This is a genomic window from Nocardia sp. CA-151230, assembly GCF_050942175.1.
Lineage (GTDB): Bacteria > Actinomycetota > Actinomycetes > Mycobacteriales > Mycobacteriaceae > Nocardia.
Genome location: NZ_CP192061.1, coordinates 4,124,978 through 4,147,737, shown reverse-complemented (window position 1 = coordinate 4,147,737; position 22,760 = coordinate 4,124,978). Strand labels below are relative to the sequence as shown.

Annotated in this window: 22 protein-coding genes; 10 read left to right on the top strand and 12 right to left on the bottom strand. The window is 68.1% G+C overall.

All coding sequences use genetic code 11. The features are described 5' to 3' along the window. Positions 1 to 102: 102 nt before the first annotated feature. The 3 genes from ACQP1O_RS19395 (at position 103) to ACQP1O_RS19385 (ending at position 2,299) form a co-directional block, all read left to right on the top strand. Entirely contained in the window at positions 103 to 510 is a 408-nt protein-coding gene (locus ACQP1O_RS19395) for a DUF1330 domain-containing protein (protein WP_433567157.1), read from the top strand. Then, positions 510 to 1,394, top strand: coding sequence for an alpha/beta fold hydrolase (locus tag ACQP1O_RS19390; RefSeq protein WP_433567156.1), 885 nt, complete (start codon positions 510 to 512; stop codon positions 1,392 to 1,394). The genes ACQP1O_RS19395 and ACQP1O_RS19390 overlap by 1 nt, the downstream gene beginning before the upstream one ends. A 77-nt stretch (positions 1,395 to 1,471) precedes the next feature. After that, positions 1,472 to 2,299: an SDR family NAD(P)-dependent oxidoreductase gene (locus tag ACQP1O_RS19385; protein ID WP_433567155.1), complete on the top strand. Its 828-nt coding sequence runs from the start codon at positions 1,472 to 1,474 to the stop codon at positions 2,297 to 2,299. 77 nt (positions 2,300 to 2,376) lie between these two features. Here ACQP1O_RS19385 and ACQP1O_RS19380 read toward each other — a convergent pair whose 3' ends face one another. Next, positions 2,377 to 3,645: a PucR family transcriptional regulator gene (locus tag ACQP1O_RS19380; protein ID WP_433567154.1), complete on the bottom strand. Its 1,269-nt coding sequence runs from the start codon at positions 3,643 to 3,645 to the stop codon at positions 2,377 to 2,379. 520 nt (positions 3,646 to 4,165) lie between these two features. On the opposite strand from ACQP1O_RS19380, the gene ACQP1O_RS19375 reads away from it, so the two are divergent. Further along, positions 4,166 to 5,062: a M24 family metallopeptidase gene (locus ACQP1O_RS19375; protein WP_433567153.1), complete on the top strand. Its 897-nt coding sequence runs from the start codon at positions 4,166 to 4,168 to the stop codon at positions 5,060 to 5,062. 333 nt (positions 5,063 to 5,395) lie between these two features. On the opposite strand, the gene ACQP1O_RS19370 is transcribed toward ACQP1O_RS19375, so the two are convergent. The 5 genes from ACQP1O_RS19370 to ACQP1O_RS19350 all read right to left on the bottom strand — a co-directional run bounded on the left by ACQP1O_RS19370 (position 5,396) and on the right by ACQP1O_RS19350 (position 8,028). Continuing rightward, complete coding sequence (locus tag ACQP1O_RS19370) at positions 5,396 to 5,752, bottom strand: STAS domain-containing protein (RefSeq protein ID WP_433567152.1); 357 nt, start codon at positions 5,750 to 5,752, stop codon at positions 5,396 to 5,398. A gap of 248 nt (positions 5,753 to 6,000) precedes the next feature. Then, entirely contained in the window at positions 6,001 to 6,177 is a 177-nt protein-coding gene (locus ACQP1O_RS19365) for a hypothetical protein (protein ID WP_433567151.1), read from the bottom strand. A gap of 137 nt (positions 6,178 to 6,314) precedes the next feature. Next, the gene (locus ACQP1O_RS19360; protein ID WP_433567150.1) at positions 6,315 to 6,998 is read right to left on the bottom strand and encodes an MspA family porin; all 684 of its coding nucleotides are present in this window, start codon (positions 6,996 to 6,998) and stop codon (positions 6,315 to 6,317) included. A 426-nt stretch (positions 6,999 to 7,424) separates the two neighbouring features. Further along, positions 7,425 to 7,727: a hypothetical protein gene (locus ACQP1O_RS19355; protein WP_433567149.1), complete on the bottom strand. Its 303-nt coding sequence runs from the start codon at positions 7,725 to 7,727 to the stop codon at positions 7,425 to 7,427. Continuing rightward, the gene (locus ACQP1O_RS19350; RefSeq protein WP_433567148.1) at positions 7,717 to 8,028 is read right to left on the bottom strand and encodes a hypothetical protein; all 312 of its coding nucleotides are present in this window, start codon (positions 8,026 to 8,028) and stop codon (positions 7,717 to 7,719) included. The genes ACQP1O_RS19355 and ACQP1O_RS19350 overlap by 11 nt, the downstream gene beginning before the upstream one ends. Before the next feature lie 38 nt (positions 8,029 to 8,066). On the opposite strand from ACQP1O_RS19350, the gene ACQP1O_RS19345 reads away from it, so the two are divergent. From ACQP1O_RS19345 to ACQP1O_RS19335, 3 genes are all read left to right on the top strand, one after another. Next, the gene (locus tag ACQP1O_RS19345) at positions 8,067 to 8,222 is read left to right on the top strand and encodes a hypothetical protein (RefSeq protein WP_433567147.1); all 156 of its coding nucleotides are present in this window, start codon (positions 8,067 to 8,069) and stop codon (positions 8,220 to 8,222) included. 314 nt (positions 8,223 to 8,536) lie between these two features. Next, a complete protein-coding gene (locus tag ACQP1O_RS19340) occupies positions 8,537 to 9,307 on the top strand; it encodes a hypothetical protein (RefSeq protein ID WP_433567146.1) in 771 nt (256 codons plus the stop codon). Further along, on the top strand, positions 9,304 to 10,089 hold the full coding sequence (locus ACQP1O_RS19335; RefSeq protein ID WP_433567145.1) for a hypothetical protein: 786 nt from the start codon (positions 9,304 to 9,306) through the stop codon (positions 10,087 to 10,089). The genes ACQP1O_RS19340 and ACQP1O_RS19335 overlap by 4 nt, the downstream gene beginning before the upstream one ends. A gap of 83 nt (positions 10,090 to 10,172) precedes the next feature. Here the strand turns inward: ACQP1O_RS19335 and ACQP1O_RS19330 are convergent, their stop codons facing one another. From ACQP1O_RS19330 to ACQP1O_RS19320, 3 genes are all read right to left on the bottom strand, one after another. Beyond that, positions 10,173 to 11,072 (bottom strand): IclR family transcriptional regulator, encoded by a 900-nt coding sequence (locus ACQP1O_RS19330; protein WP_433567144.1) that lies wholly within the window; start codon positions 11,070 to 11,072, stop codon positions 10,173 to 10,175. Beyond that, a complete protein-coding gene (locus ACQP1O_RS19325; protein WP_433567143.1) occupies positions 11,069 to 12,349 on the bottom strand; it encodes a hypothetical protein in 1,281 nt (426 codons plus the stop codon). The genes ACQP1O_RS19330 and ACQP1O_RS19325 overlap by 4 nt, the downstream gene beginning before the upstream one ends. A gap of 224 nt (positions 12,350 to 12,573) precedes the next feature. Further along, on the bottom strand, positions 12,574 to 13,899 hold the full coding sequence (locus ACQP1O_RS19320) for a family 1 glycosylhydrolase (protein ID WP_433567142.1): 1,326 nt from the start codon (positions 13,897 to 13,899) through the stop codon (positions 12,574 to 12,576). A 61-nt stretch (positions 13,900 to 13,960) separates the two neighbouring features. On the opposite strand from ACQP1O_RS19320, the gene ACQP1O_RS19315 reads away from it, so the two are divergent. Then, complete coding sequence (locus tag ACQP1O_RS19315) at positions 13,961 to 14,557, top strand: TetR/AcrR family transcriptional regulator (RefSeq protein ID WP_433567141.1); 597 nt, start codon at positions 13,961 to 13,963, stop codon at positions 14,555 to 14,557. Between the two features lie 212 nt (positions 14,558 to 14,769). Here the strand turns inward: ACQP1O_RS19315 and ACQP1O_RS19310 are convergent, their stop codons facing one another. After that, positions 14,770 to 16,092 (bottom strand): family 1 glycosylhydrolase, encoded by a 1,323-nt coding sequence (locus tag ACQP1O_RS19310; RefSeq protein ID WP_433567140.1) that lies wholly within the window; start codon positions 16,090 to 16,092, stop codon positions 14,770 to 14,772. Between the two features lie 433 nt (positions 16,093 to 16,525). Here ACQP1O_RS19310 and ACQP1O_RS19305 point away from each other — a divergent pair, with 433 nt between their 5' ends. Further along, positions 16,526 to 17,950: a sugar porter family MFS transporter gene (locus tag ACQP1O_RS19305; protein WP_433567139.1), complete on the top strand. Its 1,425-nt coding sequence runs from the start codon at positions 16,526 to 16,528 to the stop codon at positions 17,948 to 17,950. 651 nt (positions 17,951 to 18,601) lie between these two features. Here the strand turns inward: ACQP1O_RS19305 and ACQP1O_RS19300 are convergent. Together ACQP1O_RS19300 and ACQP1O_RS19295 are read right to left on the bottom strand one after the other, a co-directional pair. After that, a complete protein-coding gene (locus ACQP1O_RS19300) occupies positions 18,602 to 19,549 on the bottom strand; it encodes a formylglycine-generating enzyme family protein (RefSeq protein WP_433567138.1) in 948 nt (315 codons plus the stop codon). 39 nt (positions 19,550 to 19,588) lie between these two features. Continuing rightward, the gene (locus tag ACQP1O_RS19295; protein WP_433567137.1) at positions 19,589 to 20,638 is read right to left on the bottom strand and encodes a LacI family DNA-binding transcriptional regulator; all 1,050 of its coding nucleotides are present in this window, start codon (positions 20,636 to 20,638) and stop codon (positions 19,589 to 19,591) included. Between the two features lie 111 nt (positions 20,639 to 20,749). Between ACQP1O_RS19295 and ACQP1O_RS19290 the strand changes: the two genes are divergently transcribed. Continuing rightward, positions 20,750 to 22,750: a sulfatase-like hydrolase/transferase gene (locus ACQP1O_RS19290; RefSeq protein ID WP_433567136.1), complete on the top strand. Its 2,001-nt coding sequence runs from the start codon at positions 20,750 to 20,752 to the stop codon at positions 22,748 to 22,750. Positions 22,751 to 22,760: the final 10 nt, after the last annotated feature.

Below are 22,760 nucleotides of genomic sequence, written 5' to 3'. Positions count from 1 at the left end.
CAGCACAAGCCCGCGATCGAGCGTTGTCGCCGTGGATCGAGAGCCGTGGGCACACTTCTGCCTAATTTCGTCGGCACCGGCTCACGACCCCGAGGAGACACCGTGACAGAGACGACCACCACCCATATCGACCCCAGTGAGGAGCAGATCGCTGGATTCGTCGCAGCCGCGCAGTCGGCCGACGGGCCGGTCGTGATGATCAATCTGCTGGCATTCAACGACGCGCCGGACGGTGGTCGGGACAGCTACGCCCGCTACGCGCGCGAGGTACAACCGCACTTGGATCGCGTCGGCGGCCGGATCGTGTACGCCGGCGACGCCCGGGAGATCGTCATCGGCGGTGAGGACCACATGTGGTGGGACACCGTGGTCGTGGTGGAGTACCCGTCCCGGGCGAAATTCCTGGAGATGGCCCTCGACCCCGGCTATCAGGCGATCGCGGTGCACCGCTCCGCCGCGCTGACCACGTCGGCGCTGGTGGCCACCGACCCGTGGCAGCCGGAGTTCTGATGCGGACTCAGCAGATCGTCGTGGGCGACGTCCGCTCACCGGTGCTGGTCGGCGGCCCGGACGGCAGCGAGGCGGTCGTCTTCGTCCACGGCAACCCGGGCGCTGGATCGGACTGGCTCCGGTTGATGGCTCCGATCGCCGAGTTCGCCCGCGTCGTCGCCCCGGACATGCCGGGCTTCGCCGGAGCCGAAATGCGCGCCGACCAGGACTACACCGTCGCCGCCTATGCCCGGCACCTCGACGGTGTCATCCAGGCGCTGGGCGTGGAGCGGGTACACCTGGTCGCACACGACTTCGGCGGGCCGTGGGCGCTCACATGGGCCGCCGATCACCCCCACAAGGTGGCCAGTGTGACGCTGATCAACACCGGGGTGCTGCTGGACTATCGCTGGCATCGGCTGGCGCGGATCTGGCGCACCCCGCTGGTGGGCGAACTGTTCCAGCGGATCGCGACCCCGCGGCTCACGCGGGCGCTGCTCGGCCACGACAACCCCGGCCTGGACCGGGCATCGGTGGCCCACATTGCGGCGCATCTGCACCCGTGGGGCACCAAGCGGGCCGTTCTGCGGCTGTACCGGTCGACGAATATCCGGTCGATGATCCCGATCGCCGCTGCCCTGCAGCGACACGACCTGCCGTGCCTGGTGGTCTGGGGCACCGACGACGTGTACCTGCCGGTCGAGCAGGCCGACAAGCAGACCCAGCCGTTCCCGTCCGCGCGGATCCACACCATCGTCGGCGCCGGGCACTGGGTGTTCCTCGAACAGGCCGAACGGGTCGCCGAACTCGTCGTCCCGTTCCTTCGTACCCAGCTCGGCGATCCCGATCCGCAGCCGACCGAGCCACCGCGCCCGGCCCGCCGCCGCCGCGCGGTTGCGGGCTGAAGCCCAAATTCCCTGGGACGACTATCACCGCGCCGTCTCCGCGCGCTCACCCCCTCATCGAAATCAAGGAGCTCGACATGTCCCTGTCCACCAAGGGCCTCACCGACCGCGTCGTCGTCATCACCGGCGCGGGCAGCGGGATCGGCCGGGAACTGGCATTGGCGTGCGCCCGCCGCGGCGCCCGCCTGGCGTTGTGCGACGTGAACACCGCAGGCCTGGATCAGACCGCAATCAGCGCCCGCGCCAACGGCGTGGAGGTCTACACCCAGACCGTCGACGTCACTGACGCGGACCGGATGACCAGCTTCGCCGAGGAGGTACTGGAGCGGTTCGGCGGAGTGGACCTGCTGGTCAACAACGCCGGCATCGGCGTGGTCGCCGGTTTTCTGCAGACGACGCCGACGGACTGGGAGCGGTTGATCGGAATCAACGTGATGGGTGTGGTCCACGGCAACACCGCGTTCCTGCCCTCGATGATCGAGCGCGGCCGCGGGCATGTCGTCAACGTCTCCTCCGCGGCGGGCCTCCTGGCCAACCCGGCGTTGAGCGCTTACAGCGCAACCAAATTCGCGGTCTTCGGACTCTCCGAGGCACTGCGGATGGAACTCCAGGAACACGGCATCGGTGTCACTGCCGTGTGCCCCGGCGTGATCAACACCGCGATCACCACCAGCAGCCCGATCCGCGGCGACAACGCCGACGCACGCCAGGAAAAGATGGCCGCCCTGTACGCGAAACGCGGTTATACGCCCGATCGGGTCGCGGTGAACATTCTGCGCGCGGTGGATGCGAACAAGGCAGTCGCTCCGATCACCCCCGAAGCGCACCTGATGTACGGCCTGTCGCGAGCCATCCCGCCGCTGGCGCGGTGGCTGTCCCGGCAGATGGCGAAGGTCGCGGTGTGAGCCGCACCCGGCATCGCGGGAGTCGGTGTGCGACGACGGGCGTCGCAGAGATCCGCCGTGACGGAACTCGGTGTGCGTCAGTGCGATCTCTGCCCGCCCACCGTCGCCAGCATCGCCAGTGCCGCACGAAGATCCAGCGATGCGGTGTCGACGCTACGGCCGAGCAACTGCTCGGCCTGCCGCACCCGATAGTTGACGGTGTTCGGGTGCACGTTCAGCCGCGCCGCGGCCCGGTTGCGGCTGCGGTTCTCGTCCAGGAACACGGCGAGAGTCTCGGCCAGCCGACGGGTTCCCTCATCCGGCGTCGCCAGCGGCCCAAGCACCCGGGTGACGAACTCGCCGGCGAGCTCGGCGTCGACGCTGGCCAGCGCAGCGAGCGCGACATCGGCGTACCGGGTGAGCGCGGTCGCCTTCGGCAACAGAATGGCCACGCGCCGCGCCTGGGTCGCTTCGAGGTGGCTGCGGCGAAAGCCCGTCAATCCCGCGCCCGGCTCGCCCGCCGCGACTCGCACCCCGCTCAACCGAACACGCGCCAGCGCAGCCAGTTCCGCCTCGGTGAACGCTGTGCCGCGGCTGAGCCAGCCGGTGCACGACAGCACTCCCGACGGGTAGATCAGCGGTGGATCCGCGCGAACGTCGTCGGCCAGGTCGCTGACCGCGCGCGCCAGGATGGTCTGGGCGTCGTCGTCCGCCGACGGGGAATCCAACCAGGCGAGCAGTCCGATGTGGTGGCGGCGCAGGTCGTACCGTAGTCGGGTCGAGGCCCGGGCGATGTCGGTCTCGCGGCGGGCCACGATGTCCTCGATCGCCTCACCGCGGGCGGCCATCGCGCTGCGCAGCCAATGCTCACGCTCGTCGTCATACACGGTGGCGGCGCGGGTTACCGTCGCGTCGATGTATGCGAAGAGCCACCGCGAGGCCAGCTCGGCCGCCGCGATCAGCTCTGCGGAATCCTTCGCCAGGGTGGCGATGCGCCCGAAGGTCCATTGCCATGCCAGTTCGTGGCCGATCCGGTAGCTGCGCAGCAGATCGGCCAGCGGTAGCTGCCGCCACACTCCCGATCGGGCGATTGCGGCAGTCGCGGCGGGCAGTTCCACGAACCGTGGATCTCCCCCGCGCTCGATCATCTGCGCCAGCGCCAGCACGCTGGCTTCGGCGCTGACCTGGTTTTCCGCCAGCGTGGCGTCGTCGGGAAAGACGTGCGGCAGCTCGACCGCGAACACCGAACTCATCTGCTGGGTCAGCTCGGCCGCGGCAGCACGCAGCTCCGCGGCGATTGGACGCAGTATGTTGCGCCACGCCTGCAGCGCGGCCGGCTCCCGCGCCGGCGGCCATTCCGGTTCCACGTCCGCAGGCTAGCAGCGAATTGTCGTCCGGTGACAAAGTTTCGATGAGTGATCGGCGCCGCGAGTCTCAACCGTCGAACTGCTCTCGCAGCACGGTCTTCTCGAACTTCCCGGTCGCGGTCATCGGGATGGTCGTGACGAATTCGGGCTGTTGCGGCAGCTGCCACTTCGCGAACTCGGACACGAGATGGATGCCCAACACCTGGACGTCGGCCCGATGACCTCCGCGCGATCACGCCAGGGCCGCTCAGCCGACGCTCGGCCGGGACCGTGATCACTGTGTCTGCGCGCCACCTGGTGCGCCGTCAGGCGGTCCTCCGAGTCGACCGATCCCCTCTCCGCCAGACTTCACGGCACGGCGACAATGCACCCTGTCCGGCTTGTCGTGGCATGCCGAGGGCGGATCGCCGTTGTCGCCACGCGACAGTCGCGGGTGTGAACGTCGTCGCGCAGGTACGAGTAGGCCGGGTGTACGCGCGCCTAGCCTTCCGGTATCGGCAACGACGGAGAGGGACAACCCATGTCAGACGTAGTGCCCACCCAGGCTGACCTGGCGGATTTCAAGGCCGCACAGCGGCTGGCCTATGACGCGGTCGCCGCCGTCGAGGCCCAGCTGTTCGAAGGTATCACCGAGAAGCAGGCCGCCGCCGCGATCGAGGACTGGCTGCGTGCTCGTGGCGTAACCCGGTTCTTCCATTACGGTTTCGCCTGGTTCGGCGAGCGGACCCGCTTCAAGAATTTCGCCAGACCCAAGGGCGGCATCGTCAACCAGTTCGCCAACCCCAAGATGGCCCACTTCGGCAAGCAGTTCCTGCCGACCGACCGCCCGCTGCGCCGCGGCGAGGCGGTCATCCTCGATGTCGGTCCGATCGTCGGCAGCGCCGCCGCGGACATCGGCTACTCCTGCAGCCTCGGCGGCAGCGAGAACGAGGAGTTCCACAACGCCCGAATGGCGCTACAGCCCTACCGGGACCTCGTCCTGCGGCTCGTCCTCGCCGGCGCCGGGCAGGGCCGTATCTACAAGCAGCTCGACGAGCTCATCCACGACCAGGGCTACGAGAACGTCCACAGCTTCTACCCGGGCTCTGTTCTTGCCCACCGCGTCGGCAGGGTACCCGGCCTGCGCCTGCCCACGTTCCGCTACAAGGGGTTCAGCCCTCAGGCCATTGCCTTCCTGTCCGGACATCTGCTCGAATCCAAGCTCCGACCGGGTGCGCACCAGACGCCGATCTGGAACGACGAGGGCGACCGTCCCTGCGAGCCGGGTCTGTGGGCTGTTGAACCCCACATCGGCAACGGCACCTTCGGCGCCAAATGGGAGGAGATGCTCGTCGTCACGGAAGACACCGCCTATTGGCTCGACGACGACCTGCCCCACGTCCGCTACTGGCAGCAGCACAAACCGGTCACCAAGTAGACCCTCGCCCGATGCGGCGACGCCCGTTCGATTCCGGCCGCGCGTCGGTGTCCCAGCACCGGTTCCGGGGTCGGACCGGCCGCACAGAGATCACCGACCCACACACCGCTCCGTGCCTGACTCGTGTTCGCCGATCCGGCCGTGTGGCTGTGACGATGGCGAAATCGTTTGGCAGGCATAAGGATCGGCCTCTGCACGTGACCGAGGCCGACTACAGGGATCGATGTCCTTCTACTGGAAGTGGAGGTTGGCGGTGTGGTCGCCGCCAACACTGGCGCGTCCGTATCCCCGCCCGGCCGGGTTCTGGCTCGGGCGGGTTCGGCGGATCGATCGTTATCGCTCGGCCGGTTCGGTGGACCGGGGAGGGCAGAGCTCGAATCGGCCTGCCAGGCCGGTTGCTTCCAATACCCGTGTGACGCAGTAGGACCCGTCGATGCACATCTCGCAGTGGCATCTGTCGGCGAAGTCCTGGGCCGCGAGCAGGGCCCGGATCCCGGCCACGCCGAAGAACGTGACCGCTTTCAAGTCGACGACGGTCGATCCTCCGATGCCGAGGCTGACGAACAACGCTTCCTGGAACGTGGGGGCGGTCAGGGCGTCGATTTCGCCGCCGATGGTGCACACGTGGGTGTCGTCGGCCGTTGTCGAGGCCGTGATGGTCAGCAGGCCGGGAGAGGAGAGGCGATTCATCACTATCACCGTGTTTGTGGGCGCGAGTGACCGGGCTGTGTTCTCTCAACCCAGTATGTAGGGTAACTCCGTTACCGATACCGGCAAAGCGAACAATTCGATCACACTGCCCGAACGACCCCCGCCGACACGGCAGTGGTCGCGCCGGGTCCCCGGTTCTGCTGGGCCGCAACCGGTTCCGCGGCACCTGCCAGGGAAAAGAGGCGGCGGCCGGGCGCAACACATCCTGAACCGAAACCCCAACGGGTTCATCGCAGTCCGTGGACCTCGAGCCAGGCGTGCAGCAGGTCGCGGGAGTACCAGTGCCCGTCCCATCCACGCCCCGCGTCGCGGGCGGCGGAGAAGTCCTCGTCGTCGGGCAGCTCCGGAAAATACGCGCACACCCCGGCCTGCCGGGGTGGAAGCGGCGCGGGCCCGTTCCACACACCGTGCGGATTTCTCGGCCTGGCAGGCCCGCTCGAGGATCCGCTGCTCATCGCCCAGGGCATCGTCGAGGGGATTGCAGCATCGTGACTACCTGCGCAGCCACCACGTCGGCCTTCTTGCGGGATCCGGTCGAGTTTCAGAAGGTGAACTGGTCGCCGTAGGCGGTGGTCTGCGCGAGTCCCTCAGCGGTGCTCACCGTGGTGGTGACGAAAGGGACGGCCGATACCGGCGAGGCGCACTGGGCGATATTCAGCGCGGCATTGTTGAACGCGATGCGATACGGAAACGTCGTGTTGGCATCCAGGCGGACCGTCTCCGTTCTCGCCACAGTGACCTGGCCGGGCCCCAGGTTCCCGAACACGCCTTCGCCCACGCCCAGAGTCCCGACGATACTGGGCCGGCCCGCACCGGGCAGGATGACCGCGGCGCCGGGAGAGCCGACCGAAGGGCCAATCCTGTCACCGAGCCCTTGATTGGTGCCGATCTCGACACCGAAGCCGCCGTCCACACTGATCCCGCAGCCGAGGATGAATCCCGCGACCGCCTGTCCGGACGTGATCTGGCCGCCGTCGACGGTGACCGAGTAATCGCCCGACATCTGCGCGGCATGCGAGAACGTCATGAGGAAGTTCGGTGTCCGGTCACCGGGCGGGTTCGCCTCGATGTTGTCGACCGACACCGTCAGATGAACTCCTCCCCCGGAGACATCTGCGCCGGGCGGCCGGGCGCGGCCGAGTCCGGCGCCACCGGCCCACAGGCCCAGCGCGGCCAGACTTGCCGCGACCGTAGCGGCCACGGCACCGGTAAACGAACCTCGCATGCCTGGAGCCTTCCGGTTCGCGACGATGTGCAACTCGACATCCCTGGAACAAACCCACGCGGCTACAGACTGGCAAGCATAAACAGTGACTCCGGCCAAGTAGCGTCGCCACAACAAGGCGTGTCGACCAATCCGCCCCCATCGACCCGCTGAGGGTTCCCCGGAGGTCTGAGTTCGCGTCGAAAGATAAAGATGATGATGGGACAGGTCCACACCGCCCCTAAAGAGCCGGTCATACCCGGCAGCGCTCCCATCACGCCCAGCCGCACATGAAACCACCAGCGCCACAACAACGCTCGCGATGCGCCGAACAGGTCAACCAGCCTCAACCCTGGGCCAGGCTCAGCGCCAGATCCTGCCCCAAGGCGCGGCGGTGAAGTCACCGCCGGACGGGCGTTCCTGGCCGGCCACGACCACAAGGCGCGTTCAACAGCGGTCGGCCAGATCCTCGTCGTCGACCACGCGCACGGCCTCGGCGAGCCGCCGCAACCTCGCGACCACGATCTCGACCGTCGCCCCGGTCCGATAGACGCCCTCGCACACCACCACGACCCCGCCGAGCATCGGCAAGGCGAGCAGCGCGAGCACCTCGTCGACCTCGTCCAGCCCCGGCGCCGGATCGAGCGCCGGGCGGACCGCGCGCAGCACGTCGCGCCCGTCGAACATCTCGGATGCGTCGACCTCGGCAAGGACATCGAGGACCGCAGCGAGCAGGTGGTCAGATGCCATCGCTGACACCGTCGCGCCCGTCGAACACCAACGGGCTACAGCCCGGGCCGAGTTCCGGCTGATACACCCGGGCACCGCACCGGCCGCAGGTGTGAACGAGATGACCACGCGAGCATCCCGCGAGGCGGCACGCGGTCCATCCGAGGGTCGACCGGCTCGCCGCGAGTACGTGGCGTTGTGGGCCCGAGCAGAAGATCGGCGTCGGGAGCACCCACCCGCGTGGAGTCTGGATCAGGTGGTCGTTGTCGATGGCGTAGCCGTCCGGGTGCAGATACCAGACACGCCGGTCATTCGAACCCATGTGCGAATGATAGCCGAGCGGTCGCTTACGCTCTGCGCGTGTCGGGCGATCGGAAAATGTGCCGGATCTGCGGCGAACGCCGGGTCGGCGAGAGCTACGTGTCGATGATGTGTCCGGAGTGCCGGACGCGGATCGAGGAGCAGAACCGCACCCGGCCGTACCCGCTGCTGCCTCCGCCGCACGACATCAGCTAGCGCGGGCGCGGCGAGCCTGCCGGTTCGGTCAGCGCGGTAGGCGGCTGTTTGCGTGCTGGGGGTTCGCCGGACGCGGGAGTGCCGTCAAGGCTGCACCCGGGTTCGTGGCGGCGGCCCGGATTTCCCGCTGAGCGGAAGCTCTCCTGGATCAAAAGGGTCTCTGCAGGGGCCGCTGGCGTGGGTCGTGGTGTCCCGTTTCCGCTGACCGAAATTCGCGGCGGTGCCGGTGTGTGGGCCCGATACCGTCCCCTGCGTCCAAGTGACCACTCTCATATTCCATTGGCCGAGCGAATGTTTCGGCTTCAGGGGACACCATGAATTCACGTAGCACGTCTGTTCTCGCCACGTTCACCACGGCCGCTGTCATCGGCGGTCTGGCGACGTGCGTCAACGCCTCGGCCGATCCGGCCCCCGCGGCGCCGCCGGCTGATTCGGCGCCGGTGGCGTATCACGCGACCCCGACCGGTGATTCGGTCACCACCACCCTCGACGGCGGCACCTTCGCCCTCTCACCGGACGGGGCGTCGGTCCTGGTCCGCGATGTCGCCGGACAGGTACTCGACTCGCTGCCGTCCGCGGTGCGGGTGGACGGCCGGCAGATCGGGCTCACCCAGCAGATTTCCGGTGACGGCCGGTCGCTGGTGTCCACCCCGGACTGGGAGGCGGTGCGTCATCAGGAGATCAAGCCGGTGGCCTCGCCGGTGGAGAACCAGCTGGCGATGAACGACCTGATCAACTCGGTCAGCATCGGTACCTCGATCGGCACGATGGTCGGTACCGCGATCGGCGCCGCGTTGGGTGTGGGTGTCGGTGTCGCGATCGCCGGTGCGTCGTGTCTGGTCATCAGCTTGGGCTGTGTGGTCGCGGTGCTACCGATCGTCACCCTCGTCGGCGGCGTCGGCGGCCTGGTCGGGGCCATCGTCGGTGGTGGCCCGACCGCGGCGGCGGCGGCGTTCGACTACATCACCGTCCTGCGGTCGGCACCCGGCGAGTCCAAATACGGTCAGTACGCGCGCGACCGCGGTGCCGTGCCCACGCCGACGCCCGACGCTGCGCCCGCGCCCGACGCGGAGGCGACCCGATGACTCCGACGGCTTCGACGTCCACGCTGCGGGTGGCCGCGCTGACCGCCCTGGTCAGCGCCGGGATCGCGGCCTCGGCCACCCCCGCGGTCGCCGACGACACCCTCACGACGGCGGTCAACTACACGCTCTCGACCGAAGGCACTTCGGTGCGCGCGGTCCTGGACGGGGGCACGTTCGCCCCGGCCGTGGACGGACAGACGATGGAGATCCGTGACCAGGGCGGCCACGCGGTCGACGCGATTGCATCGACGTTGTTCGTCGGTGACCAACAGGTGCCGGTCTCGCAGCGTCTCGACAACGGCAACCGCACCCTCACCCTGACCCCCGAGCTCGCCAACGTGCCGGCCACAGCATCGCAGCCGGTCGCGTCGCCGTTCGAGAACCAGCTCGCGATCAATGATCTGGCGACCAACATGTCGCGATACCCGATGATCGGTACCGCGGTGGGCGCGTTGCTGGGCGCGGTGGTCGGCGGCGTGCTGGGGCTGGGCAGCTGCCTGGTGGTCGGCCCGGCCTGCCTGGCCACCGTCCCTGCCGCGATCGCGGTGTTCGCCGCGGCCGGAGCGATGGCCGGCACGGTCGCCGGTGGCGTCGCCGGGCTCATCGACGGGGTCGACAAGTACCTGATCGTGCTGCAGTCCCCGCCTGGCGACACTCCGTACGCGCACAACGGGCTCGTCGATCCGGACGGCACCGGCGTCCCGGACGCCATCCTGCGCCTGCCCAGCGGCTCGTCCAGCGGTCTGACGGGCGGGTCCGGAAGCGGATCGGCGCCCCACTAGTCGTCGTGGTGGGGGCCCGGTCGGGTGGTCCCCACCACGCCGGTCGTGGCCACGGTGGTCATCAGGGTCGTGGCCGCGACGTTCTACAGCAGGGCGTCGTCGTCGAGCACCGCCAGCAGCTGCACGGCGATCGGGTCCGGCGGTGTCGGCGGCGGCGCTTGGCTGGTATCGGGGTTCAACCGCTGCGACACTCGGCGGGCGGCCTCGACGACCAGCGGGGCGAAACGTTCCACCGTGGCGGCGGTGCCTGTCGTGCTCACTCCGAGCGCGCCGCGGACACCGTCGCTGTCGCGGATCACCGTGGCGACCCCATAGACCCCGGGCAGGTGTTCGCTGCTGTCGAACGCCAGGCCCTGGCGGATGCGGATGCGCCGTAGCTCGGCCCGCAGCACCGGCATGCTGGTGATGGTCGCGGGTGTGCAGGGCGCCAGCCGGCCTTCCAGGCTCGCCTCGGTGTCCTCGAGGGGCAGGCACGCCAGCACGGCCTTGCCGAGTGCGGTCGCGTAGGCGGGCGCGCGGTGGCCGACTCCGACCACCATCGTCGGCACGGGCACGCGGGTCACGCGGTCCAGGAACAGGGTTTCGTCGAAGTCGAGCACCCCGAGATAGGCGGTTGCGCCGGTGCGGGCGTGTAGCTCCTCGAGCGCGGGTAACGCGGCCATCCGCAGGTCGTCGTGGGTGTCGTGGCGGCCTCCGAATCGCAGTGCGCGCGGCCCGAGGGCATACCCGCCGGGGCGCTGGCGCAGCCAGCCCAGCACGACCAGCTGTTCGAGGATGCGGAAGCAGCTCGACCGCGGCAGCCCGGTGTAGGTGACGACCTCGTGCAGCCGCAGCCGCACCGAGCGGTCGTCGAACAACTCCAGGATCAGCGTCATCCGTTCCAACATCGTCTGCGGCAGCCCGTCGAGGGTTGCCCGGCCGGTCGATGGCGGATCGGGCCGTACGCGTTCGACGGGCGCGGGTGGGGGTGTTCGCGTGGTCATATCGTCACCATCTCGTTGTCGACGTCGAGGCCGAAGGCCCATTGCCCATAGAGCCGCAGAGCCGGTTCGGGCTGGTTGATCACGTGCGCGGCGGCGGTGTTCACATCACGCCACGCCCGGTCGATCGCCCCGCCCTCGCGCACGGCCTCTCCCCCGGCCATCCGCCGCAGCAGCTCCAGCGCCGCCACTGCGCGTTCGGTGGCGCGCACCTGGTCGCGGCGCGTGCGCAGCAGCAATTCGGTCCCGACCGGGATGGCCTGGGCCACCGTGCTGCTGGTGTCGCGCAGGTCGCGTTCGAGCTGCAGGATCGAGGCGTCGATCTCGGCGAGCCCGCGAGCGACCGCGGCCTGGATCGCCGGGTCGAGCACCGACTGCGCGCCCGCCAGGCTCAGCGCGACGCGGCGTTCGGTGCGCGCGAGGTATCCGTCGAAGGCGCCCTGCGCCGCTCCGAGCACGGGCATGCAGGCGGCCATGCTGTACACGATGGTCAGCGGACATCGCGGCACCGCGTGCCCGGCGATGTCGCCGGGTTGCGGGCTGCGGCGTACCCGGTGGCCGGGGACGAACACCTGGCGGGCACTGACGCGCTTGCTGCCGGTTCCGCGCAGCCCGATGGTGTTCCAGTCCGCTCCGTCGAGCAGCTGCGCGCGCGGTACCACCGCGGTGGCCACGCGCACCGGATTCGTTCGCCTCGGCGTCGTTTCGGCGCGGGCTGTCAGCGCCGTCAGCACCGCCCAGTCGCAGTGGTCGACGGCGGGCAGGTTCGGCCATTCCCCGTCGAGCACGTAGCCGCCGTCCGTCGGTGTCAGCCGGCCCATCGGGGCGTGCGAGACACTGACCAGTGCCGTCTGCGCGGACCCCCGCACCTCCTGTCGTGTTGCCGGGTCCATGGCCAGGACATGCCAGGCCGCGGTGCCCAGCATCGCGGCCACCCATCCCACCGATGCCGACGCCGACGCTATGGTGCGGACCGCGGCGAAGAAGTCGAGTAGCCGTGCCGTTTCCCCGTCGTGGGGGTCGAGCAGGGTGAACAGGCCCGTTTCGACCAGCGCGTCGAGGACGGGGCGGGGCAGTGAGCGGTCGCGATCGCACGCCGCGGCCTGCTCGCGCACCAGCGGCGCCAGCTCCGTCACCGCGGCCAGCACGTGCGCGGCGGGCGCGCCGGGCTCACGATCGATCCGGCCGGTCCTTCCGCTGTCGTCGCCGCGGGGTGGCGGCGGTGTCGCCGCGGCAGGGTCCGGTGTCGTGGCGGGGTGCTGTGGGGTTGTTTCGCTCACCGAAATCTCCTGCACGTCACTGCGGATGGGTCTGGTGGTCGTCGTGACCCGTCGTGCTCGTCGAGGAGTACCAGCGCGGGCAGCGGCGCGAAGGAGTTGCTCGCCTGACCGGGCCCAACCGGCGCCCGAAAGCGCCGCGGCCGCCGAGCGGCGCGCGACCGGCCCCAGAGCACTGAGGGGATGCTCCGGACCCGGCCGCGCAGACGGGCGGTGGTCGACACCCGTCAGCGTGGGAGCGTCACCGGGTCGGTGCAGCTGGCCAGAGCATCGACCAGCGAGCACGCTGCCGGTGCGCGGGTAGGACGGTAATCGGCGGGGACGCCGCCGTGGTGGGCGATGTCGGTGTAGGCCGGCACAGCGTCGGTCGGGCGGCGAGTCAGGGTCGGGTCATGCAGGATATCGACGGTGTAGAGCCCATATCGTGGTGTGTAGGAGCCCCATTCGTAATTGTCGGTGAGGCTCCAGTAGTTGTAGCCGATGACATTCATGCCATCGGCCTTGGCCCGCTGCATCCAATAGACGGTGTCGCGCAGGTTGTCCGCACGTGTGTAGCCGTCGGCGCGAGTTTCCTTGTCGCGCTCGACCATTCCGTTCTCTACGATGTAGAGCGGCATGCCGGGGAATTTACGTGCGTAATGGTCGAGCGCGTAATAGATGCCCTCGGGCTGCAGCGGGGCGTTCCATTTCTCTGCCATGTCGCGGCCGGTCGTGGCCAGCGTGTCCGGCGACTGCCCGAAGTAGTAGTCGATGCCCAGGTAGTCGAGCTTGCCCGCGATTCGATCGATCAACGGCTCGTTGACCTGGGGCTCGACACCCGGGAAGTAGCCGGTGTTGCTGGTCACCATCGCGCCGGGCTGCACCTGGTGGATGTAGTCGTAGATACTGTTGTGCGCCTGCGCGATCCGATCCGACATGGCCGAGACGTTGCTCGCCTGTATTCCACCGTTCAGCACCTCCTCCAGCATGTAGTACGCCGGTTCGTTGAAGGTGACCCACAGTGGGTTGAAATGAGCGAAGCGGTCGACCACCGTGCGCGCGTTGGTCAGCCAATCCTCGACGATGCCCGGATCGTTCCAACCACCACGATCGACCTCCCAACCCGGGATCACCCAGTGATCGAGAGTGATCATCGGCCGGATCCCGGCCTCGGCCATCGCCGAGAGCACGTTGTCGTAGAACGCCAACCCCTCCGCCGACCACACCCCCGGCTCGGGCTGCACACGGGCCCACTCGATCCCGATCCGATACACCTTCACCCCCAACTGACGGGCCCGCTCGATATCAGCGCGGTAGTTGGTGAAGAAATCCACCGAATCGTTGTAGGGATCCGGGGTCTTACCCTCCGCGACATAACGCGACCAATTGCTATCAGGGGCATGACCTTCCATTTGAAATCCCGAGGCCGCGACACCCCACAGAAAGTCGGGACCGAGCGGGGCGATCGCGGCGGGCGGCTCGGGCCGCGCCCCGGCCGGACCACTCGCAGCGACGGACGCGGCCGTCGCCATCACGGCGGCCAGGAGGGAGAAACGACTGAGAGAGCGAAGCATGGCCAAAACCGTACAGTATTCAGTTTTCAATGCAAGGGCCTACACGTGACACACTGGCCCGGTGAGAGAACGGGGCCCGTACACCAAAGGCATCGAACGGCGCGAACAGATCCTCGACGCCGCGCTGCGAACCATCGCCGAGTGTGGATTCCTGTCCACCTCGGTCGCCGAACTGGCCGACGCGGTCGGGCTGACCCCCAGCGGGTTGCTGCACTATTTCGGCTCCAAGGAAGACCTGTTCCTGGCCGTGCTGCGTCGACGCAGCCAGCTCGACCTCGCCAGTGTGGGGCTCGACCCCGCCAGTGTGGGGTTGGAGACGAATCCGGACCCCAACTACATCGCGGTCATCGAGAACAGCACGACAGTGCCCGGGTTGACCGAGCTGTTCACCCATATGCAGGCCGCCGCGGCCGACCACCGTCATCCCGCGCACGCCTACATGGTCGAGCATTACGAGCAGTCCAGTGCCATCGTGACCGGGGTCCTGCAGCGCATGCAGGACAACGGCATCCTCTCGGCCACCGCCGATATCGGGTCGCTGGCCACGCAAGCCATCGCGCTGATGGACGGGCTGCAATCGCGATGGCTCATCGACCCCACCATCGACATGGCCGCCGAACTCGAACGCTTCTGGCAGATCGCGATCAAAGGCGCCTGAACCCGCGGTGTCCGGACCCGCCCGCGCACAGACAGCGGCACCGCGGCCCGGGTACGGCGAACCGACGGCCGCGGGGGCGGCCAGCCGGATCGACCGCGGCGGTCGGGTCGGGTAGACGCCCGAAACCCCTTTCTGCGCGCAGCATCCCGACTCGGCGCGCCCGAGCCGCGGCCGTCACTTGTCCCGGACCCGCCGATAACGCGCGGAACCGATCAGCGTGGGAGCGTCACCGGGTCGGTGCAGCTGGCCAGAGCATCGACCAGCGAGCACGCTGCCGGTGCGCGAGTAGGGCGGTAATCGGCGGGGACACCACCGTGGTGGGCGATGTCGGTGTAAGCCGGCACAGCGTCGGTGGGTCGCCGCGTGAGGGTCGGGTCGTGGAGAACGTCGACGGTGTAGAGACCGAATCGTGGTGTGTAGGAGCCCCATTCGTAGTTGTCGGTGAGGCTCCAGTAGTTGTAGCCGATGACGTTCATGCCGTCGGCCTTGGCCCGCTGCACCCAGTAGATGGTGTCGCGTAGCTCGTCGCCGCGGTCCCAGCCGTCGGAGCGGGGGTTGGCGTTCTCGGTCGGCATGCCGTTCTCGACGATGTAGAGGGGCATGCCGGGGAATTTGCGCGCGTAATGGTCGAGTGCGTAGTAGATGCCCTCGGGCTGCAGCGGTGCCTTCCAGTCCTCGGTCACGATTTTGGGCACGTCCGCGAGGGTGTCGGGGGACATGCCGTAGTAGTAGTCGATACCGATGTAGTCGAGCCGACCGGCCATGCGCTCGAGAATCGGCGCGTTCACCACGTTCTCCAGCGCACCGGTGTAGGCGACGTTGCTGGTCACCATCGCGCCGGGCTGCACCTGGTGGATGTAGTCGTAGATTCTGTTGTGCGCCTGGCCGATCCGATCCTTCATCGCTTCGCCATTGTCCGACGACAGACCACCGTGCTGGGTCTCGTAGGACACCGAGGCGATCGGTTCGTTGAAGGTGACCCACAGTGGGTTGTAGTGGGCGTAGCGGTCGACGACGGTGCGCGCGTTGGCCAGCCAATCCTCGACGATGCCCGGATTGTTCCAGCCACCACGATCGACCTCCCAACCCGGGATCACCCAGTGATCGAGGGTGATCATCGGCCGGATCCCGGCCTCGGCCATCGCCGAGAGCACGTTGTCGTAGAACGCCAGTCCTTCCTGCGACCACACGCCGGGAGCCGGTTGCACACGGGCCCATTCGATCCCGATCCGATACACCTTCACCCCCAACTGACGGGCTCGTTCGATGTCGGCGCGGTAGTTGGTGAAGAAATCGACCGAGTCGTTGTAGGGATCCTCGGTCTTTCCCTGTGCGACGTATCGCGTCCAGTTGCTGTCGGGGGCATGACCTTCGGATTGGAATCCCGAGGCCGCGACCCCCCATAGGAAGTCCGGGCCCAGCGGTGCGATCGCGGCGGGCGGCTCGGGCCGCGCCCCGGCCGGACCGGCGGTCACTGCGGACGCGGCCGCAACGGCGGCGGCAATGAGGGATAAACGGCTGATTGAGCGATGCATGGCGAAAAACGTACATCATTCGGTTTTCAGAAGGTAGCGGTCTTCCGTCTCGACACCGCGTGTTGGCTCACCGGCTGCTGATGGTGCAGCCGCTCGCGTCGGTCCGCGGCACGGCGCTACACCGCGCTGCTGCTCGGCGGTCCGGGATTCCCGCCTGGTGGACCTGGACGGGTGAGCTGGTGCCCTGTCGCGGATGGTCGCGGACGTCGCGGCGGTTGCTCCCGTCCACCGAAATCGATCGCGCACGGTCGGGTCGGCGTCGATATGTTCTCGTGCCTGGTCGCCTCGACTTCAGCGTGCGTGTGTCGCTGTCTCGATCGGTGGCCATACGGCCCCGAGGTGGTTCGACAGGCGCGCGCTCTGCGCGCCGGTGACCGGGTTTGCGCCCTCGGGCCGGTGAATACAAGCTGCACAACACCAGCGAGGAGTCTGCGTGAGCACAACAGTGGGGTCACCGGTACCCCGACGGCAGGTGGAGGGGGCAGCCGGCCTCACCCGCATCATCTTCATCACCGCTGCGGCGGCGATGGGCGGATTCCTGTTCGGGTACGACAGCTCGGTCATCAACGGCGCGGTCGAGGCGATCCGCTCTCGCTATGACATAGGGTCGGGCACGCTGGCACAGGTCGTGGCCATCGCGTTGATCGGGTGCGCGGTCGGCGCCGCGATCGCGGGGCGGGTCGCGGACCGCATCGGGCGGATCTGGGTCATGCGGATCGCCGCTGTGTTGTTCACCGTCAGCGCGGTCGGGTCGGCGTTGCCGTTCGCGCTGTGGGATCTGGCGATGTGGCGTGTGATCGGTGGCCTCGGAATCGGGATGGCCTCGGTGATCGGGCCCGCCTATATCGCCGAGGTGTCCCCGCCCGCGTATCGCGGGCGGCTGGCGTCGTTCCAGCAGGCGGCCATCGTAATCGGCATCGCCACTTCACAATTGGTGAACTTCGCGATTCTCGAGCTGGCCGGTGGCGAGCAGCGCGGGCATCTGGGCGGGCTCGAGGCCTGGCAGTGGATGCTCGGAGTGATGGTGATCCCCGCGATCGCGTATTTCCTGTTCTCCTTCGCCATCCCCGAATCTCCCCGCTTCCTCATCACCGCCGGGCGCATCGAGCAGGCCCGCACGGTGCTCGCCGAGGTCGAGGGCCGCGGCGTCGATCTGGATGCACGGGTGGCGCAGATCGAGCAGGCCATGCACAGCGAGCACCGGTCGACATTCCGGGATCTGCTCGGCAACTCCGGGTTCCTACCCGTGGTGTGGATCGGTATCGGACTGTCGGTGTTCCAACAGCTGGTCGGCATCAACGTCGTCTTCTACTACTCGGCGACACTGTGGCAGTCGGTGGGCATCGACCCGTCCAGCTCCTTCTTCTACTCGTTCACCACGTCCATCATCAATATCGTCGGCACCGTGATCGCCATGATGCTGGTCGACCGGATCGGACGGAAACCATTGGCGCTCATCGGATCCACGGGCATGGCGATCTCCCTCGCACTGGAGGGGTGGGCCTTCGCAGCCAAGACCGACTCCGGTGCCACGGTGGCGCTACCGCACACCCAGGGCGTCGTGGCGCTGATCGCGGCGCACTGCTTCGTGCTGTTCTTCGCCATGTCGTGGGGCGTCGTGGTCTGGGTGCTGCTCGGCGAGATGTTCCCCAACAGGCTGCGCGCCGCCGCCCTCGGCGTGGCCGCGTCGGCGCAATGGATCGCCAACTGGGTCATCACCGCCAGCTTCCCCAGCCTCGCCGACTGGAACCTGTCGGGGACCTACGTCATCTACACCGCCTTCGCCGTCCTCTCGATTCCCTTCGTACTCAGGTGGGTTCCGGAGACGAAGGGCAAGGCACTGGAAGAAATGGGCTGACCGCCGCCCGCTCGGACCGTACTGCGGTCCGGCCCCCGCACCGGGATAAAACGTCGGAACGCTCCCAGATCCTGATCTGGGAGCGTTCCGACGCTGTGCAGGGTGTTCGGCGCGAGATGGGCAGCGGTGCAACCGACCAGGATCGGATGCAGCTGCACAATGGTGTCCACCGGCAGATTTCGACCTGGCAGACCTTCTCACCACGGACACACCCGGCGACCGGCCGCAGCGCACCGATGACGACATCGGCCTCACCACCACAGTGGCTGACCCGGCCACCGATGAACATCCGCACTCCGGCACTCCCCCTCGACCGATTACAGGACTGCTCGATAGTTCGACGCCACATGTACCAGCGGATTGCCCGCCCCGAATCATCACCTCACAACGACCGATCCACAAGTGCGACTCCGCCATCCACGTGACCGCTTGGACTGACGAATGGCAGCCACCACGGGTTATGCCGAACTTCGTGGGATTCTCGGCGATTACTACCGGAAACCCCGAATACGTTGCACCCCTTCAGTTGCCGACAGGGATCGCAGATCCCGATCAGCTGGAAGCGATTCCGTTCGGTCGCCTTCCACCCCCGACAACGCCGAACCACCGTTCGGTCGGCCGTGACGGTGCTTCGCGTACCTCACGTGCCGGTCACAGTGATCGGGCGCAGCGGAAGCCGGTGTGGCCGGCGGAGCTGTCGGGGGTGTTGGCGGATCGTGCGGCCACCCGGTAGCGGAAGCAATAGGACTCGTGACACATGTGCGATCCACCGCGGATCACCTTGGCGTCGACGGTTTCCGGGCCGCGCGGATCGAACGGCGGGCGGGCGTGGTCGGTGGCCCACCGGTCGGCACACCATTCCCAGACGTTGCCGCACATGTTGTACAGGCCGAATCCGTTGGGGGCGAAGGCATCCACCGGTGCCGTACCGCGGTAGCCGTCTGCGGCGGTGTTCTTGGCCGGGAAGGTGCCGCGCCAGATGTTGCAGCGGTATTCGCCGTCCGCGTCGAGGTCGTCGCCCCACGGGTAGCGGGCCTGTTCGAGCCCGCCCCGGGCGGCGAATTCCCACTCGGCTTCGGTCGGCAGCCGTTTTCCAGCCCATGTGGCGTAGGCGTGCGCGTCGTTCCACGAAACGTGCACCACCGGATGCCGACCGCGGTCGGCGATATCGCTGCCCGGGCCTTCCGGGCAGCGCCAGGTGGCTTCGGATACACCACACCACCACGGAGTGTGATCGGGTCGCGGCGAGGTACGGCGCACGGCGGCCGACAGGAATCCGGCGAAAACATAGGACCAGCCCAGCTGTTCGGCCTCGGTGCGGTATCCGGTGGCGTCGACGAATGCCTCGAAGTCGACGTTGGTCACCGCGCAGGCGTCGATCCGGAAAGAAGAGACGCGCACGGTGCGTACCGGGCCTTCACCGTCGGCCGGGTAGCCGGCCGGATCGTCGGTACCCATGAGGAACTCTCCGCCCGGCAGGGCGATCATTCCGTCGACGTCGGGATCGGGCCGGACCGGCATCGCGGCGGGGATCTGTTCGGCCGCAGCGTCATTGCGGGACGGCGTGCAGCAGCTGGGCCGATTGCCGGCGTTGTGCACAGGGTGTCTCCTATCGCTGTTACTTCGGCTGCTCACGTCCTACGCCGATTCCCGCACGATCAGCTCCGGTGGCGGCGGCGCTGGGACGGTTGTTCCGGTGGCGCCGTTCAGCGCGTTCGCGATCGTTGTCGCTATCGCCGTCGCGTGTCGCTCGGCAGGCACGTAGGTGGTGGTCAACCGGGGCCTGAGTATGCGGCCCATGGGAAAGTTGCCCGATCCGACCACGGCGATGTCGTCCGGTGTCCGCAGGCCGGCCTCGCGCAGGGCCTCGATCAGCAACAGGGCGTGTTCGTCGTTGTAGGCGTAGATCCCGTCGGGGCGGGACGCGGGGTCGGTGCGCCACCGGTTCACCGTCGGCGTGATGCTCTGTTCGGTCAGGTCGCAGTCGACGCGTTCGACGGGGATGCCGGCCGGATTCGCGACGAGGGACACGGCCTCCAGCCGGGGGATGCCGAGTACGGCCAGTGCACCGGTCGGCACGAGGCAGGCCAGGCGCCGGCAGCCGCGGTCGATCAGATACTCCGCCGCGGTCCGGGCCACGGCGGAGTGGTCCACCGGCAGCGCAATCGCCGAACCCGCCTCGGAGGCCTGCGCGCCCAGCAATACGACGGCCCGCACGCCGGCCCGCTGGAGGAATTCCACGCTCTCGGGCGGACATTGGTGCGGATTGGCGATCACCGCCACGGGGCGCAGTGCAGCCCATTCCTGTGCTGCCTCCAGCCCGGTGTGCCGTCGGCCACCGTGCATGAGCAGGCACAGGTCCTGCTCGGCCAGTGCGAAGGCCAGCTGCTCGATGAACGTGTCGAGGGGCGGGCTGCCCGGCAGCTGGATCGTCGGCATCAGCACCGTATTGCTGCGTCCCGTCCGCAAAGTTCGTGCTGTCGCGTTCGGCGCGTACCCCAGCTCCCGAACGGCGGCGAGCACGCGATCACGGGTTTGTGGCCGGACCCGCTCATCGGAACGTCCGTTGAGCACGTAGGACACCGTGGCGCGCGACACCCCTGCCAGTCGTGCGACATCGGCGCTGGTCGGATTGTTGATCGACCCTTCCATGGACACCACCCTCCTACTTCTCTGCCGGCAGCTCACGATTATGACAGGACCGAAGTTACTCGTGTAACCTCCGGCTTGTTACACGAGTAACCAGCACGCCGGGCCGCCACTGCCGTCCTGCCGTGATGTGAGAGAAAGCCGGAATCGATGACCATGCCCGATACGCCGTTCCACGCCGGAGTCACCCGTCGTGCCTTCCTGGGCGCGGCCGCTGCCGCTGCTGCTACGGCCGCACTGGCACCGGGCGTACTCGCCCGAGCCGAACCAGGCCGGCGGCCGAACATTCTGTGCCTGGTCAGCGAGGACTGCGGGGCACAGCATCTGGGGTGCTATGGCGGTGTCGCGCAGACTCCGACCCTGGACCGGCTGGCGGCCGAAGGGGTGCGCTGGCGCAACTGCTTCTCGAGCGCACCGGTCTGCGCGCCGTCCCGGTTCTCCCTGATCACCGGCATGGAGTCCGAGAGCTGCGCCCCGGCCAATCAGATGCGAGCCGCCGGCGCACTGCCGCCCTTTCTCGACGGCGCCGGCTGGCCGCGTCTGCTCCGGCAGGCTGGCTATTACTGCACGAACAACGCCAAAGAGGACTACAACACCGCCGATTTGAACGTCGCCGCCACGTGGGACGAGTCCTCACCCCACGCGCATTGGCGCAACCGGCCGCCCGGCGCACCCTTCTTCGCCATCTTCAATCCGGTGACGACCCACGAGAGTTCGGTCTTCCTCAACGCGCCCGGCCTGGATCGGCTCGACGGTGCGATGTCCACCCCCTATCTGCAGGAGTTGCAGGCGGTGCACGCGGTAACGGCAACCCCGATCCTCGGCGGACCCACTACCCCCGGTGAGGTGCGGATACCGCCGTACTACCCCGACACGCCGACCACACGCTCCGATGCCGCGCTGTATATGAACCAGATCAACCAGATGGATCAGGAAATGGCCGCGCGCCTACGGGAACTCGACGACGCAGGGCTGGCCGAGGACACCATCGTGTTCTACTACAGCGACCACGGCGGCGTGCTGCCCCGCTCCAAACGTTTCTGCTACGACAGTGGGCTGCACATTCCGCTGATCGCCCGCTTCGGTGGCAACGTCGCCGAGCTGGCCCCGGCTCCCCCGGGGAGCACACTCGACGAGCCGGTATGCAGCGGAACCGCACTACCGCCGACCATCCTCGACCTGACCGGAGTCGGCGCGGCCACCTGGATGGGCGGCGCCCCGTTCGCCGGGCCGCGCCGCGCGGTGAGCCATTATGCCTTCGGCATGCGCAACCGGATGGACGAACGGTACGACATGGTGCGCACCGCCCGTGACGAACGCTTCCGCTACATCCGCAACTACCTCCCGCACCTACCGAACGGGCAGCACGTCCAATTCATGTGGCTGCAAGCGGGATACCGCGAATGGGATCAGCTGCACCACAGCGGGAACCTCGACGAGATCGCCGACCGGTTCTGGAACGAACGGCCCGCGGAAGAGCTCTACGACACCACCGCCGACCCGGACGAAATCCACAACCTCGCCGACGATCCCGCCTATGCCGAGGACCTGCAACGCCTCCGGACTGCACTGGACGAGCACATGCTCGCCGTCGTGGACGACGGGTTCATCCCCGAAAGCGAGGCCGCCGAAGGCTACACGGCCGGGCGCGCACCCGGCGCCTACCCGCTGCGCGAGATCATGACCCTGACCGCGAACGCCATCCGCCGCGATCCCGCCGGGCTGCCCGAACTGATCCGGAATCTGAACTCCGGCAACGAGATAGTGCGCTATTGGGCGGCCACCGGCTGCTGCATGCTCGACGCCGGCGCCGCGCCCGCCGCCGCCGACCTGCGGGCGGCGTTCGACACCGAGCCGTCACCCCACACCAAGATCGCTCTCGCCGAGGCACTCGCCCGTGTCACCGACAACCCGCAGCCGGTCGAATACCTCGGCGCCACCCTCACCGGTCACCCCGACGGCTGGATCCAATTGCAGGCCGCCAACGCCCTCGACCATCTCGGCCCCCGCGCCCTGCCCGCTCGCTCCCAACTCGTCAAAGCCTCGACCGGTGCCGGCGCGCCGATAGCCGCCGACGCCGCAGGACACGTCCGCACCGCCACCGCCCATACGGTTCGCGCTCTCGACGGAACCGGGGCCGGCGTCCCCTGAACCCAACCGC

What these genes read in the sequence shown, in the direction of transcription:
- ACQP1O_RS19390 (WP_433567156.1), top strand. Translation starts at nt 510, where the DNA reads ATGCGGACTCAGCAGATCGTCGTGGGCGACGTCCGCTCACCGGTGCTG.
- ACQP1O_RS19385 (WP_433567155.1), top strand. Translation starts at nt 1,472, where the DNA reads ATGTCCCTGTCCACCAAGGGCCTCACCGACCGCGTCGTCGTCATCACC.
- ACQP1O_RS19375 (WP_433567153.1), top strand. Translation starts at nt 4,166, where the DNA reads ATGTCAGACGTAGTGCCCACCCAGGCTGACCTGGCGGATTTCAAGGCC.
- ACQP1O_RS19370 (WP_433567152.1), bottom strand. Translation starts at nt 5,752, where the DNA reads ATGAATCGCCTCTCCTCTCCCGGCCTGCTGACCATCACGGCCTCGACA.
- ACQP1O_RS19360 (WP_433567150.1), bottom strand. Translation starts at nt 6,998, where the DNA reads ATGCGAGGTTCGTTTACCGGTGCCGTGGCCGCTACGGTCGCGGCAAGT.
- ACQP1O_RS19355 (WP_433567149.1), bottom strand. Translation starts at nt 7,727, where the DNA reads ATGGCATCTGACCACCTGCTCGCTGCGGTCCTCGATGTCCTTGCCGAG.
- ACQP1O_RS19350 (WP_433567148.1), bottom strand. Translation starts at nt 8,028, where the DNA reads ATGGGTTCGAATGACCGGCGTGTCTGGTATCTGCACCCGGACGGCTAC.
- ACQP1O_RS19340 (WP_433567146.1), top strand. Translation starts at nt 8,537, where the DNA reads ATGAATTCACGTAGCACGTCTGTTCTCGCCACGTTCACCACGGCCGCT.
- ACQP1O_RS19335 (WP_433567145.1), top strand. Translation starts at nt 9,304, where the DNA reads ATGACTCCGACGGCTTCGACGTCCACGCTGCGGGTGGCCGCGCTGACC.
- ACQP1O_RS19330 (WP_433567144.1), bottom strand. Translation starts at nt 11,072, where the DNA reads ATGACCACGCGAACACCCCCACCCGCGCCCGTCGAACGCGTACGGCCC.
- ACQP1O_RS19320 (WP_433567142.1), bottom strand. Translation starts at nt 13,899, where the DNA reads ATGCTTCGCTCTCTCAGTCGTTTCTCCCTCCTGGCCGCCGTGATGGCG.
- ACQP1O_RS19310 (WP_433567140.1), bottom strand. Translation starts at nt 16,092, where the DNA reads ATGCATCGCTCAATCAGCCGTTTATCCCTCATTGCCGCCGCCGTTGCG.
- ACQP1O_RS19290 (WP_433567136.1), top strand. Translation starts at nt 20,750, where the DNA reads ATGACCATGCCCGATACGCCGTTCCACGCCGGAGTCACCCGTCGTGCC.